The organism is Pseudomonas sp. MYb13 (assembly GCF_002980075.1).
Lineage (GTDB): Bacteria > Pseudomonadota > Gammaproteobacteria > Pseudomonadales > Pseudomonadaceae > Aquipseudomonas > Aquipseudomonas lurida.
The window spans coordinates 103,223-115,485 of the sequence record NZ_PCQI01000010.1 but is presented as its reverse complement, the minus strand read 5'-3'; the positions used below and the strand labels follow the sequence as shown (position 1 = coordinate 115,485).

At 59.9% G+C, this 12,263-nt stretch carries 12 protein-coding genes; 10 read left to right on the top strand and 2 right to left on the bottom strand.

Translation table 11 applies throughout. The features are described 5' to 3' along the window. Positions 1-97 precede the first annotated feature (97 nt). From CQ002_RS18580 to CQ002_RS18540, 9 genes are all read left to right on the top strand, one after another. Positions 98-451 carry a hypothetical protein gene (locus CQ002_RS18580; protein ID WP_034106115.1) on the top strand — a complete coding sequence of 118 codons (354 nt, stop codon included), beginning with the start codon at positions 98-100 and terminating at the stop codon, positions 449-451. Positions 452-901: 450 nt separating this feature from the next. After that, positions 902-2,419 (top strand): S8 family serine peptidase, encoded by a 1,518-nt coding sequence (locus CQ002_RS18575; RefSeq protein WP_146117472.1) that lies wholly within the window; start codon positions 902-904, stop codon positions 2,417-2,419. A gap of 213 nt (positions 2,420-2,632) precedes the next feature. Continuing rightward, positions 2,633-3,592: a MoxR family ATPase gene (locus CQ002_RS18570; protein WP_034106117.1), complete on the top strand. Its 960-nt coding sequence runs from the start codon at positions 2,633-2,635 to the stop codon at positions 3,590-3,592. A gap of 5 nt (positions 3,593-3,597) precedes the next feature. Further along, positions 3,598-4,530: a DUF58 domain-containing protein gene (locus CQ002_RS18565; RefSeq protein WP_034106119.1), complete on the top strand. Its 933-nt coding sequence runs from the start codon at positions 3,598-3,600 to the stop codon at positions 4,528-4,530. After that, entirely contained in the window at positions 4,527-5,021 is a 495-nt protein-coding gene (locus CQ002_RS18560; protein ID WP_105162390.1) for a DUF4381 domain-containing protein, read from the top strand. Before CQ002_RS18565 ends, CQ002_RS18560 begins: the two co-directional genes overlap by 4 nt. Continuing rightward, the gene (locus CQ002_RS18555) at positions 5,014-6,102 is read left to right on the top strand and encodes a VWA domain-containing protein (protein WP_105162391.1); all 1,089 of its coding nucleotides are present in this window, start codon (positions 5,014-5,016) and stop codon (positions 6,100-6,102) included. Before CQ002_RS18560 ends, CQ002_RS18555 begins: the two co-directional genes overlap by 8 nt. Further along, a complete protein-coding gene (locus CQ002_RS18550; RefSeq protein ID WP_069077515.1) occupies positions 6,099-7,838 on the top strand; it encodes a tetratricopeptide repeat protein in 1,740 nt (579 codons plus the stop codon). Before CQ002_RS18555 ends, CQ002_RS18550 begins: the two co-directional genes overlap by 4 nt. Then, positions 7,835-9,475 carry a BatD family protein gene (locus tag CQ002_RS18545; RefSeq protein ID WP_034106128.1) on the top strand — a complete coding sequence of 547 codons (1,641 nt, stop codon included), beginning with the start codon at positions 7,835-7,837 and terminating at the stop codon, positions 9,473-9,475. Before CQ002_RS18550 ends, CQ002_RS18545 begins: the two co-directional genes overlap by 4 nt. 74 nt (positions 9,476-9,549) lie before the next feature. Continuing rightward, complete coding sequence (locus CQ002_RS18540) at positions 9,550-10,077, top strand: hypothetical protein (protein ID WP_105162392.1); 528 nt, start codon at positions 9,550-9,552, stop codon at positions 10,075-10,077. Positions 10,078-10,126: 49 nt separating this feature from the next. On the opposite strand, the gene CQ002_RS28175 is transcribed toward CQ002_RS18540, so the two are convergent. Then, on the bottom strand, positions 10,127-10,507 hold the full coding sequence (locus CQ002_RS28175; protein ID WP_146117471.1) for a hypothetical protein: 381 nt from the start codon (positions 10,505-10,507) through the stop codon (positions 10,127-10,129). A gap of 342 nt (positions 10,508-10,849) precedes the next feature. Here CQ002_RS28175 and CQ002_RS18535 point away from each other — a divergent pair, with 342 nt between their 5' ends. After that, positions 10,850-11,377, top strand: coding sequence for a hypothetical protein (locus CQ002_RS18535; protein ID WP_105162393.1), 528 nt, complete (start codon positions 10,850-10,852; stop codon positions 11,375-11,377). 55 nt (positions 11,378-11,432) lie between these two features. Here the strand turns inward: CQ002_RS18535 and CQ002_RS28170 are convergent, their stop codons facing one another. Beyond that, complete coding sequence (locus tag CQ002_RS28170; RefSeq protein WP_146117470.1) at positions 11,433-11,813, bottom strand: hypothetical protein; 381 nt, start codon at positions 11,811-11,813, stop codon at positions 11,433-11,435. Between the last annotated feature and the right edge of the window lie 450 nt (positions 11,814-12,263).

The following is a 12,263-nucleotide window of genomic DNA, read 5'->3' as shown; positions in this document are numbered from 1 at the left end:
CGCCAGGTCATGCATGAGGTGTGACACAGGGAGCAGCACAAAATTCGCTGCAATGGCACAATTGCCTGGCTGCGCCCTCCCCCAGACAGGATTTCCCATGCTGCAACTGAAAACCGACGCACTGATGGCCACCCCGTGCGATGACGAAGAAGACAACATGGCCATGCTCTGCTGCCACGGCAAGAACGGCGAAATGTTCATGCTGACCCGTTACCCGGATGAAGACGAAGTGGAACTGACGTGGGACTACGAGCCGTCCACCCTGGACGGGCTGAAAGTTACCCTCGGCGCCACGACCTTGCTGGTTGAGCTGGCCGCAGGCGATGCCGATGCCCTGGGCGGCAAGGACCAACTGGAGATCACCCACGCCACCGCGGCGTCGGACCTGGCCGAGGTCGAAGAGACCTTGCAGAACATTCTCAAGGGCACCGGCACTTACATCCGCGCCTGAGTGGTGCCGGCCCCGCGACCGTCGAAGTGTTTGTCCGTTTGTCGATACTGTTATTTCTAACAGTATCGGCGCCTGGGTTTTAAGCCTTAGCTGGTTCAAAACCTGGACGATAACTGCGGAGGCGCTTGATGAAGCCGATTGGAAAGATTCCGCTGGCGGCACTCTTGGGGGTCACCTTATCGATAGCGTTGCCGGCCCAAGCGGGCTCGACTGACTATTCACACCTTATCTTGCTGCTAAAAGACAACGCCGCCTCTTCATCCTCAAGCGCTGCGACGATCAACCCACCAAGCGCACTCCAGAAACGCTTCCCCAGCATCAAGCCACTCGTGCCCCCCCTCTGCATCCCGAACGCTGGAAGACCTCCAGGCGCTGCGCCGACATCGACTGGACCGCTACTACATCGCCGCCACCCGCCACTTGACAGTCAAGCAGGCGCAAGCACTTGCGTTGCGCCTCAAACAAGACCCGGCAATAGAAGCGGTCGACTTTGAACCACAGGTGGAGGGCATGCACGGCGACAACGGCCCACCCACGGTGGCGAGTGCCGATAACGACATCCCGGACCACAGCCCACGCCAGCATTATGAATTTGGCCAACAGGCGGTGCCGCCCTACATGATCGGCGGTGTGAATGCCCTACACGCCTGGACAGTGCCTGGCGGCAAAGGCGAGAACGTGCGGGTGATTTCTGCGGAAATCGATCATTGGTCCTACGAACACGTGGACTTGCCCAGGCCTTTCCTGGAACTGACAGTGGGCGCTGTGACCGGCGCCCATGACACCAGTAGCGCCGGCATCATCGTTTCCCGGGAGAATGGCTACGGGACCACCGGCATTGTGCCGCAGGCACAGCTCGGCTACTTGCAATGGGGGACCGACAGGCTTTTGCAGTTGGCCGACCAATTACGCGAAGGTGATGTCGTACAACTTGGCGTACACCTCAACTACACGCCGTTCGCGGCAGTAGGCTGCAGCGAAAAATGCTACATGCCCCTTGAATACAACAGGACCGTGCGCGACATCATTGCTTACCTGACGCAGGAGAAAGGGGTGCATGTTGTATTGGCGGCCGCGAACGGCAATATCGACCTGGACCATCCTTATTTCAACGGCTACTTCGATCGCAATCTTTACGACTCCGGCAGTGTCTATGCCGGGGCAGTCGACCCCAAGACCGGCTTGAGAGCCAGTTTTTCCGAGTATGGCAGCCGCGTAGACCTGTTCAGTTGGGGGTACTCCGTCACGACGACGACCTGGAGCGCCAACCTTCCAACCACCGGCTATACCCACACGTTCAGCGGCACCTCGTCGGCCAATCCGATCATTGCTGGCGTCATGGCCTCTTTACAGGGCGTGGCGCGGGCCCATGGGCTGGGCAACATCGCCCCGAAAGCACTGCGCGGTATCCTGGTGGCCACCGGCTACCCACCGATCAACGGCAATCGAAGTGAAATCGGCGTGCAGCCTGATTTGCACGCCGCCATCCAGAAGATGCTGGACGACCATGCCGACAAGCCACCGACCGGACGCCTCGCCCTCCCTGAAGACGTAAAGTCGGGCGAGGCGTTCAGTGCCCATGTATACGCCGAGTCGCCCACGAACAAGCCGCTAACCTACCAGTGGGCTGCAGCAGGCTTCACGCCAGAGGCCGGCACGCAAGCCACGCTGCACCTCATCGCACCGAGCGTGAATGCTGACACCCATACATCCATTTCCGTCACCGTGTCGGATGGACGGCACAGCCTCACGCTGGCAGAAAACATCACCATCAAGGCGGCGCCTGGGAATGGCGATTGCAACGGCATCCCGCCGTGGGACGCCAGCAAAACCTACCAGGTCTACGCGGAGCCAGTTGCGTACTTCGGCAAGGAATACAAGCAGAACTTCTACAACGTCAACAAGCCTCCGGACATCAATTCGGGCCCTTTTGGCCAGCCCTGGCTTTCAGGCGTCCCATGCCCATGAGGAACTGCGAGCACGGTTTCAAGCGGGCAGGTATTCATGGGGAGAGGGATCCCGCCGCTGGGGACCCTTAAAAACCCAATACAATTGCGATTGTTTCCAAAAAATACCCTGCGCACCGTTAGTCGCCGCCCCCTCTGATGCATTAAAGTAATGCCCCCAAGCCCTGACACTTTCCCCAATGCCCAGGGCCCACTTTTCCAGGAACCGTCATCGATGGAACATCGTGAAGCGCTGCTTGCGCTGCGAACCTTTCTTTCTACGCAGATTCTCGGCCAGGAAAAACTCATCGATCGCCTCCTGATCGCCTTGCTTGCCGACGGTCATATGCTGGTCGAGGGCGCGCCGGGCCTGGCCAAGACCAAGGCCATCAAAGAGCTGGCCGAGGGGATAGAAGCGCAGTTCCATCGCATCCAGTTCACCCCTGACCTGTTGCCTGCCGACATCACCGGCACCGAAATCTATCGCCCGGAAACCGGCAGCTTCGTGTTCCAACAGGGCCCGATCTTCCACAACCTGGTGCTGGCGGACGAAATCAACCGCGCGCCGGCCAAGGTGCAATCGGCGCTGCTGGAAGCCATGGCCGAACGCCAGGTCAGCGTCGGGCGCAGCACCTACGACCTTTCGCCACTGTTCCTGGTGATGGCCACGCAAAACCCCATCGAGCAGGAAGGCACCTACCCGCTGCCCGAAGCCCAGCTCGACCGCTTCCTGATGCATGTCAAGATCGGCTTCCCCGACGCTGCCGTCGAGCGGCGCATCCTGCAACAGGCCCGTGGCGAAGCACTCAACGGCGAAACCAAGCCCGAACGCCGTGTCAGCCAACAGGCGATCTTTGCCGCGCGCAAGGAAATTCTCGGCCTGTACATGGCCGATGCGGTGGAGGAATACCTGGTGCAATTGGTCATGGCCACGCGCACCCCGGCCAAGTTCGACGCGGAAATGGCCGAATGGATCGCCTACGGCGCCAGCCCTCGCGGCTCCATCGCCCTCGACCGTTGCGCACGTGCCCATGCCTGGCTCGCCGGGCGCGACTTCGTGAGCCCGGAAGATATCCAGGCGGTGCTGTTCGACGTACTGCGCCATCGCATCATTCTGTCGTTCGAGGCCGAAGCCGCGGGCATTGACCAGGACCGTGTGGTGCAACGCATTCTCGACGTCGTTGCCGTCGCTTGAAACCCATGAACGCAGGCGATGGGATCCACGTCACGCTCAGCGAATTGATCGAGATGCGCCATCGCGTGCGCGAAGTGCAGCTGTTCTCCACGCCGAGCCAGCGCAGCCCGCTGATCGGCCTGCACCACTCCAAGCTGCGCGGGCGCGGCGTGGACTTCGACCAGGTGCGCGTGTACCAGGCCGGCGACGATGTGCGCACCATCGACTGGCGTGTGACGGCACGCACGCAGGAGCCGCACACCAAGCTGTTCCATGAAGAACGCGAGCGGCCGATTTTCATCATGGTGGAGCAAAGCTGCCGGTTGTTTTTTGGCTCGGGACAGATGTTCAAGTCGGTGCTCGCCGCCCAGGCGGCCAGCCTGATCGGCTGGGCGGCGCTGGGGCACAACGACCGCGTGGGCGGGCTGGTGTTCGGCGACAGCGAGCACTACGAAATCAAGCCACGGCGCAGTAAACAAAGCCTGCTGCAGCTGCTCAACCGCCTGGTGCGCGTCAACCAGAGCCTGAGCACCGAAAGCCGCCCCGAAGCCGACGCACTCGGCATGGCCCTGCGCCGTGGTCGCGAAGTGTTGCGCCCTGGCAGCCTGGTGATCGTGATCTGCGATGAACGCGCGCTGACCGAAGGTGCCGAGCAACAGCTCAGTCTTTTGTCGCGCCATTGCGACCTGCTGCTGTTGCCAATCTCCGACCCACTGGACCACGCCCTGCCGGCCGCTGGGCTGCTGCGCTTTGCGGAGCGCGGTGCGCAGCTGGAACTGGACACGCTCAACTTCGATTTGCGCCAGGCCTACAAGGCCCAGGCCGAAGCGCGCATTGCCCGCTGGGAACTGCTCGCGCAGAAACTACGGGTGCTGCTGATGCCCTTGAGCACCCAGAGCGAAATGGTCGAGCAACTGCGCGAATACCTCAACCCGCAACGCCCGGTTAAAAAACAATGAGCAGCCTTGACCAACTGCAGCCGCTGATCGCCCCGCCCGCCATCGGTTTCTGGCCGCCTGCGCCGGGGTGGTGGCTGTTGCTGCTGGTGATTCCGCTGCTGGGCTGGGGCCTGTGGTGGCTGCGCGGTTTCCTGCCGGCTCGTCGCCCCATCGCCCGCGCCGAGCAACCGCTGGACCCGCTGCGCATCGCTGCCCTGGCGGAGCTGGCACTGATGCCCAAACCTTACGACGGGGCCCCGGCTGGCGCCTGGCTGCAGCAACTCAATGGCCTGCTCAAGCGCCTGTGCCGCAACGACTACCCCTATAGCCAGAGCCACACCCTCAACGGCCGCAAATGGCTGGCGTTCCTCGATAACCGCTGCCCCGCCGCCGGCCTCACACGTTGGATGGTGTTAGTGGAAGGCGCCTATAAACCCGAATGCAAACTCGACGACAAAGCCATCGCCGGCCTGACCCAAGCCGTCGACACCTGGATTCGCAAACATGTTTGAGTTCGCCTGGCCGTGGGTATTTGCCCTGTTGCCACTGCCGTGGCTGATGCGCCTTGTGCTGCCGGCTGCCGACAGCGGCGAGCCCGCCTTGAAAGTCAGCTACCTCAGTGACCTCGAAGGCCTGGCCCGTCGCCGCGCGCGCGCCAACCTGCCGGGTTGGCGCCAGCAAGCGCCTTACCTGGTGCTGTGGTTGCTGCTGTTGACCGCCGCGGCGCGCCCCGAATGGCTCGGCGAGCCGCTGCCGATTGCCGCCAGCGGCCGGGATTTGCTGGTGGCGGTGGACGTGTCCGGCTCGATGGATTTCCCCGATATGAACTGGCACGACGAAGACGTCAGTCGCCTGAGCCTGGTCAAACACTTGCTGGGCGATTTTCTCGAAGGCCGTGAAGGTGATCGTGTCGGCCTGATCCTGTTCGGCAGCCAGGCCTACCTGCAAGCACCGCTGACCTTCGACCGCCGCACCGTGCGCACGTGGTTGGATGAAGCGCGCATCGGCATTGCCGGCAAGAACACCGCGATTGGCGACGCCATCGGCCTGGCCCTCAAGCGCTTGCGCCAGCGTCCGGCGCAAAGCCGCGTGCTGATCCTGGTCACCGACGGTGCCAATAATGCCGGGCAGATCGACCCGTTCACCGCTGCACGCCTGGCCGCCGAAGAAGGCGTGAAGATCTACCCGATCGGCATCGGCGCCGACCCAGAACAAACCGGCTCCCTGGGCATCCTCGGCGTCAACCCGAGCCTGGACCTCGACGAACCGGCGCTCAAGGCCATCGCCGAAGCCACCGGCGGCCAGTACTTTCGCGCCCGTGATGGCGAAGAACTGCAAGCGATCAAAGAGACGCTCGACAAGCTCGAACCCGTCGAGCAACAACCCACCCAGGCGCGCCCGGCACTGGCGCTGTACAGCGCGCCCCTGGGCCTGGCATTGGTGCTGAGCATGCTGCTGGTGATTCAGGAGCGTTGGCCCAATAACGCCTTGCAGCGGTTGTTCAACAAATTGACGAGCAAAGGCATTTTCCTGCAGCAACACCCGGAATGGCGCCAGCGCCTTAAACGCCTGCGTTTGCGGAGGCGTCGATGATCGACCTGTGGCCGCACTGGTTCCGTCCCTGGTGGCTGTTGCTGTTGCCGTTGCTTGGCTGGTTGCTGTGGCACCTGTGGCACCGGCAAAAGCGCGCCGGACGCTGGCAGATGATCCTGCCACCGGCGTTCCATGCCGTGCTGCTCAGCGGTGGCAACGGCCGTGAAAGCAAATCGCCGTGGGTGCTGCTGGGTATCGCCTGGCTCCTCGCGGTGCTGGCGTTACTCGGCCCCAGCTGGCAGCGGGTTGAACAATCCAGCCAGAAGCCTTCCGACCCATTGGTGGTGCTGCTGGAACTGACCCCGGAAATGCTCGCCACCGACAGCCCGCCCAATCGCCTGGAACAGGCACGACGCAAGCTGTATGACCTGCTGCAGGCGCGCACCGACGCACAAACCGCGATCATCGTGTACGCCGGCAGTGCCCACACGCTGGTGCCGCTGTCAGACGACCTGGCCACCAGCCGCAACCTGCTGGAAGCCTTGCGCCCGTCGATCATGCCCGAGGCGGGCCACCGCGCCGACCTGGCGGTTGAAAAGGCCCTGGGCCTGCTCAAGCAAGGTGGCCTCGGCCAGGGTCGCCTGTTGCTGGTTGGCTCCTCGCTGTCCAAACAGGAACGCCAGGGCATCCGCCTGCTGCTGCAAAGCGCCCAGGCACCGAGTTTGTCGATCCTCGGCATCGGCAGCCGTGAGGGCACGCCGGTGACCCAGGAAAGTGGCGAGTTCCTCAAGGACGAGCAAGGCGCGATCCTGGTGCCACGCCTGGACAGCCCGACCCTCAAGGCGTTCGCCAGCGAAATGGGCGGCCGCTACCGCGCCGCGCGCCTGGACGACAAGGACCTGCGCCAGCTCGGCGTGCTGGACCCACCGCATACCCTGCGCAACGACGGCCAACTGCTGCACCTCGACACCTGGGCCGACCAGGGTTACTGGCTGCTCCTGCCCTTGTTGCTGCTGGCCGCCTGCGCCGGCCGACGCGGCTGGTTGTTCTGCCTGCCGCTGTTGCTGTTGAGTGCACCGCAACCCAGCTACGCCTTCGGCCTGCAGGACCTGTGGTTGCGGCCAGATCAGCAAGGCCAGTACCTGCTGAAGAAAAAACGTCCCGCCGAAGCCGCCGAACACTTCGAAGACCCCCAGTGGCAAGGCGTGGCGCTCTACGAAGCTGGCAACTATGCCGAGGCCATCAAGCGTTTCGCCGAGGGCAATGACGCCTACTCCCACTACAATCGTGGGAATGCCCTGGCCAAGTCCGGTGAACTGGAAGCGGCGATAGACGCCTACGAACAAGCCCTCGAAGCGCAGCCCGACCTGCAACCGGCGTTGAAAAACAAGGCACTGGTGGAAGCCCTGATGCAGGAACAGGCCCAACCAGAGCCGACCAAACCGGCAAAAAACGAGGATGACGAAACCACCCAACCCGGCCAAACTGCGCAACCGGGCGCCACTGGGCAAAATGCCACGGGAGGCGAGCAGTCGTCCCAAGGCCAGGGTGAGGCCGGCACTGGCGACACCCAGACAGGCAACACGCCACAAACCGCAGGCAATGAAGTACCGGGCAGCGAGTTGGGCGACGAACACACCACCACCCCGCCGCTGCGTCCCAATGACGCCAGCCTCGACGGTGAACATCGCCAGGCCCTGGAGCAATGGCTGCGCGAGATTCCGGACAACCCCGGTGAACTGCTGCGCCGCAAATTCTGGTACGAACAGCAACAACATCAGGACAAGACTCGATGAGCCGCCGCACCACCCTACTGCTCCTGCTCGCCCTGTCGACAGGCCACGCCCAGGCGGCGAACCTGAGCGCCAGTGTCGACCGCAGCCGCCTCAATTCCGGGGAAACGGTGGAACTGACGGTGGAATCCAGCGATGTCACCCAGTTCGGCAAGCCCGACCTGTCGCCGCTGGATGCACAGTTCGAAGTCAGCGGCACCCGCCAGATCAACCAGCTCACCACGTTGGGCGGCGATAACCGCGCCACCACGCGCTGGATCATCACCCTGCTGCCCAAGGAAAACGGCACGGTGGTCATCCCGCCCCTGCAAGTGGGCGAATACAAGACCCAGCCGATCAGCCTGCAGGTGGTCGAAACCGCCAGCCAGAACACCGCCGCCGAACTGGCGCCGGTGTTCGTCGAGGCCAACCTTGACCAGACCAGCGTCTACGTCCAGGCCCAGGCGCTGTTGACCGTGCGCGTGTACCACTCGGTGTCGCTGTATGACGACAGCAGCCTCACGCCCTTGCAGATTGCCGATGCACGCGTGGAGCAACTGGGTGAGTCGCGCACCTACGAGAAGGTCATCAACAGCATCCGGCATGGCGTGATCGAAACCCGCTACGCGATTTACCCGCAACACAGCGGCACCCTGGCAATTCCGGCACAGACCTTCAGCGCCACGCTGGTGGAATCGCGTCCGCCCCAGGAAAACACCCTGCAGGGCACCAAGCCCGGCAAGCTCATCCACGTGAGTTCTGCGCAACTGCCACTGACGGTCAAGCCCAAGCCCGCGCTGTATCCCGCCGATACGCCATGGTTACCGGCACGCAGCCTGACCCTGAGCGAAACCTGGAACCCGGAACCCGAGCATGTGCAGGTCGGCGATTCCCTGACCCGTAGCCTCACCGTCAAGGCCGAAGGCTTGGCCAGTGCGCAATTGCCGGCCCTGCCCAGCACCGACATCAATGGCCTGCGCCGCTACCCGGACCAGCCCGTGCTCGGCAACCAGAGCAACGACCGAGGCCTCATTGGCAGCCGTGAAGACCGCGAAGCGCTGGTGCCCAACCGTGCCGGCGCCCTGGAACTGCCCGCCGTGGACGTGGTGTGGTGGAACACCCATGAAGACCACCTGGAGCGCACCAGCCTGCCGGCGCGCACCCTGCAAGTGGCGACCAACCCGAGCCTCGTCGTCGACACCCCCGCCACGCCCACCGTCATCACCGCGCCCGATGACAACCACCTGTGGCTGTGGCAACTCAGCACCCTGTTGCTCGCCTGCTCCACCTTGTTGGGCTTCGGCCTCTGGTGGCGTGCCCGTCGGCAGCCCGCCGTGCAGCGCGCCGCGCAAACCGGTCCGAGCCCGCGCACCTTGCTCGACGACCTCAAGCGCGCCACACAAGCGAACGACCCCCAGGCCACCCGCCAGGCCCTCGACGCCTGGGCCCGCCAGCAACCGGAAACGCTCGCCGATATGGCGGCGCGGTTCGTGCCGCTGTCGGACGCATTGGATGGGTTGAACGGCGCGCTCTACAGCGAGAGTGGGCATTTTTGGCTGGGCGAAGACCTCTGGCGTGCGGTCAAGGCCATCCCGACCGCTGAGCGCGAACTGGACCCAGCGACAGATACCACCAGTTTGCCGCCCTTATACCCCAAGTAGCACTAGCCACTATTTAAGAAAAAACATAAGAGGCCGATAGCGCGATGTAGCTTTCTTTTAATGGAGATTATCTAATGGCCATTACCTTGAATGTTTCATACGCACCGATAAGTAAGCAGAACGATGCCTACACCATCAAAAATCCGAACCAAGTGACTAATGCATTTACGATTACCGAAGCCTCCGAGGCAGCGGATGCGTTGAGGCTTAGCAATCAGGAAAAGATCAGCCAGCTGAAAGCGTTCTTGAAAGATTATGATATGACGTCAATCAGTACTGACGAGCTCAAGTTGGTCGGCAGGAAACTTTACGACGAAGGGATGATCAGCCGACGAGCTTTTTGGATGTTCATAGAGGGTGATGGAGCCTCTGATGCGAACGGATTCCAGACAAATACTCATGTAAAGTTTAACGCCATAGCCTTGTTCAATGAAAAGCTCGAGGACACTAAAGCTTTTTTCAAAAGTGAACCAGCGGTTGCCAGGCAAGACGGAGCAATGGACCATCTTCAGAGCATGATAAGTGCTAACCACGCCGTTAATGCGCTGACTTACTTTATAAAGTCTGCCAATAGTGACTTATCAATACAAGAACAGGCCTGATGCCTGCGAGCGGCGCGTCAGGGGCATCCCTGATGCGCCGCATGATGCCCTAACGGCCGTATCTTACGTTGCCCGAGTAGGATTTTGACACCGCATCATCGTTATTCAATCTCACTCGGTAATTACCGAACGCACCTGAATATGAAGCGTTATTACCTATACTGAACGATACTCTGGCCCAAGAGGAACCGACTTCTTGCTCGATAAATATGCCGGGCGCTCTACCAGCGCCGCCGGCCGAGACGGTCGCATCTATATTCGCCCCAGAACAGCCATTGGCGGCGGTGATTTTAAAAGGGCCATGCGCCGTAATGGTGGTGTTCGGCGGTATGATCCCAGTATAACTATCAGCAATACTCAAACATAACGCAGACGCTTGAAACGAAACCAACATCAATACTGCGAGAGGCCATGCAATAAGGCTTTTCATATTAATCTCCATAATCACTGAGAAAACACTAAAGCGCGTACTACGTAGAGCAGATCACCTGACCGCTCCACCCTTTCGACACTGCATGATTTATTGCCCCGCGTAAGCCAGCCACTTCCTAAAATCACTAAGGACGGGTCTGTAATACTTTCAAGTAGGAGCCTGTCAGGGATGTCCTAGTCCCAATTATTCCCTTGTCAAACCGACGACTTCCCAGGCCCTTTCCTCCAACCATGCAAACCAAAGACTATGCATGAAGAAAAACATCCACGGCCTAAATTTAATGTTCAAGCGCAACTGGCCGATAGCGCGATGTAGCCCTCTTTTAATGGAGATTATCCAATGACCATTACCTTGAATGTTTCATCGGCACCACTAACTAAGCAGACCAATGCTTATACTATTAAAAATCCGAACCAAGTGACTAATGCATTTACGATTACCGAAGCCTCCGAGGCAGCGGATGCGTTGAGGCTTGGCAATCAGGAAAAGATCAGCCCGCTGAAAGCGTTCTTGAAATATTATGATATGACGTCAATCAGTACTGCAGAACTCAAGAAAGTCGGCAGACGGCTCTTTGATGACGGGATGATCAGTGAGCGCGCATTTGGGATGTTTATTTCCGGTGACGGCGCATCTGATGCCAATGGGCGCCAGACAAATACCCATGTGAAATTCAACGCCATTGCTTTATTCAACGAAAAACTGGAGGACACTAAAGCTTTTTTCAAAAGTGAACCACTGGTTGCAAAGCAAGACGGCGCTATGGACCACTTACAAGGCATGGTGGATGCAAATCAAGCTGTCGCCGCGCTGGCTTACTTCGTAAAGTCTTCCCAGAATGATTTATCAATAGATGAACACGCTTGACGTGGCACCTGAGCCGTGGTGCATCAGGGACAGCCCTGAAGCACCGCGTGTTGGACTACCGACCGTATCTAACCGTACCTGAGTAGGATTTAGAGACGGCATCATTGTTTTTCAGTCTCACTCGATAGTTGCCCAAAGGCCCGACGTATGAAGCATTATTGCCTATGCTAAATGAGACCCTGTTCCAGACCGCCCCCACTTCGCGCTCGATAAATATATCCGGCGCCCGTCCAGCTCCGCCTGCTGAAACCGACGCATCGATATTCGCTCCAGAACACCCATTGGCGGACGTTATGTTGAACGGACCATGCGCGGTTACTTCATCTTCAGGCTGTAGAATCCCCGTGTAACTATCAGCAATACTCAAACATAACGCAGACGCTTGAAACGAAACCAACATCAATGCTGCAAGAGGCAATGCAATACGGCTTTTCATAATAGTCTCCACAATTATTGAGAAAACACTAAAGCGCATACTACGTGGAGCAAGTCACCTGACCGCTCCACCCTCTCGACACTGCATGATTTATTGCCCCGCGTAAGCCAGCCGCTTCCTAAAACCACTAAGGACGGGTCTGTAATACTTATGGGTAGGAACCCGCAGGGTATGTACTAGTCCCACTCACCGCTTATCAAACATGATATTTTCCTGACGTTCTTCTCAAACTATTTGAAGCAATAGTCTCAATTCGAGCCTGGTTGATTAGCCCTGCCCTCATGACGATTACGTGGAATTGGACATGCAATATCTAGGGGCGCTGTACAGCCCCGCGCGAGGCAAGCGCGCTGCGTCATGTCATGCATTGTTAAAGGCCAGCAAGCCATATCCCTTTAATTTGCAGGAAGATTCCTAGACAATCCCACGGCCTTGCGCCTGCTCACTTCA